General features: G+C 64.3%; 3 protein-coding genes. 2 read left to right on the top strand and 1 reads right to left on the bottom strand.

Features of this window, described 5'->3' with window-relative positions; genetic code table 11:
• Both AC1DY5_RS54010 and AC1DY5_RS54015 read left to right on the top strand, forming a co-directional pair.
• On the top strand, positions 1-996 hold a 996-nt coding region (locus tag AC1DY5_RS54010), incomplete at its 5' end, for an AraC family transcriptional regulator (protein WP_478122421.1).
• Positions 997-1027: 31 nt separating this feature from the next.
• The gene (locus tag AC1DY5_RS54015) at positions 1028-1612 is read left to right on the top strand and encodes an RNA-guided endonuclease InsQ/TnpB family protein (protein ID WP_478122422.1); all 585 of its coding nucleotides are present in this window, start codon (positions 1028-1030) and stop codon (positions 1610-1612) included.
• Here AC1DY5_RS54015 and AC1DY5_RS54020 read toward each other — a convergent pair.
• Positions 1602-1805 (bottom strand): hypothetical protein (locus AC1DY5_RS54020; RefSeq protein ID WP_478121757.1); only part of this gene is annotated, 204 nt, incomplete at its 5' end. The two genes, AC1DY5_RS54015 and AC1DY5_RS54020, sit on opposite strands and share 11 nt — an antisense overlap.

Here is a 1805-nt window from a genome sequence, read left to right on the forward strand (position 1 = left end):
CTGCAAGGCTACATCGTGCTTATGCAAAGCCTGGGGCGCGCGCCGGACGGGTTATTGAACCGCCATCGCATTGCGCCGGATGTGTTGGCGGACGAGGACGCACTGATCTCGCTGCGCAGCGGCATGCAGCTGATGGAAGCCAGCGCGATCGAGACGGGGTGCCCGGACTTCGGGCTTCGCCTGTCAAAGCGCCAGGACATCAGCGTGCTCGGTCCACTAGCCATCGTCTTGCAGAACGCTGCGACGGTACGAAAAGCCTGGGACTACGTGGCTCGGCACATGTTTGTCCAAACTCCCGGCCTGGTGGTGACGGTGCACGACCAAAGCTCGCTCATCGCGGGCTCCGTGGAGATATCCCTTGAATTGCGGTTGCCACGCCTACCGGCGCAGCGCCAGACGATCGATCTCTGCCTCGGCGACCTTCACCTCATCACCCAGCTGATGGCCGGGCGCAGCTACAAACTGCGTGCAGTTTCGCTGCCCCACACCCCCATTGCACCCCTGGATGTCTACAAGCGCTTCTTCAACGCGGCCATTCACTGCGATCAGCCGCGCGCTGCACTGCACCTGAGCCCTGAAACTCTCGAAACTGATCTGCGCGGCGCCAACCCAGCCCTGCGGCAGATCACCGAAGACTATCTCGACAGGCACTTTCGGTCGCCCGACGAAAGTGTCTCTGCCCGGGTTCGCCTGGCGTTGCGACGAACGCTGGGCAACAAGGCGGATGTCGCCCAACTGCTCGCGATTCATCCACGGACACTGCAGCGGCGCCTTGCCGCTGAGGGTGCAAATTTTGAGACCCTGCGGGAGGAAACACGCAAGGAAGCTGCACTTCACTACCTCCGCCAGACCGAGATCCCGCTCGGACAGGTCGCCGATCTGCTGGGGTTTTCCGAGCAGTCCGCGCTGGCGAGGTCATGCCGACGTTGGTTCGGCGCGACCCCGAAGGAGATACGCCGTAAACGGGAAGACGCTGAGTCCTTCCGGTCACCATGAAGCTGGGAACGCCGGAACTGGTCAGTTGCGAATGACCGGTATCGCCACGAGCGGGCGGCGCGCGCTGCACAGGCGCATCGCGCAGCAGAGCAACGACTGGCTGCACAAGCTCACCAGCGGCTTGGCGGCCGAGCATTACGTGGTCGCGATCGAGGACCTGCGCGTTGCTGCGATGAGCGCCTCGGCGCGCGGCAGGGCGCAGAGCCCTGGCAGGAAGGTCCGCCAGAAGGCGGGCCTCAATCGCGGCATCCTCGATGCCGCCTGGGGCGAGTTCAGGCGCCAGCTCGAGTACAAGCTGGCCGCGCACGGCGGCCAGGTGCTGGCCGTGAATCCGGCCTACACCAGCCGCACGTGCCGCGTCTGCGGACATGAGGCGGCAGAAAGCAGAAAGAGCCAGGCGCTCTTCGCCTRCGTGGCCTGCGGCCATTTCTGGCCGCGGGGCACGCAGTCTGGGCTTCTCGAACGACGCCCGCTGCCTGTGGAGGGTGGTCAGACGAGCAGAGTCCGAAAGGACGCAGCGCGCAGCCCCTGCGAAGCAGGAACCCACCTTAAGAGCATTCCAACCCCGCACGCGGGCCAGGCGTTGGCAGAGAAACCGACCTGCGCTACAAGGTGAGCGGCAGCGCCGATATGACCGACCCATCAATGGTGCGAGCTTTGGCGAGCCCGCTTAAGAGCATGGTCCGGGATTCGTCGGCGACAGTGGTGAGCGCAGCGATGCGCATCCCGTTCAAGAGATCGAGTCGAATTCGGCGTTTCCCATGGCGCTGCCGTTCATCAACGATGTTGGAGCAAGCCATGGCAGTGCG

Source organism: Variovorax sp. P4_D9, assembly GCF_056401695.1.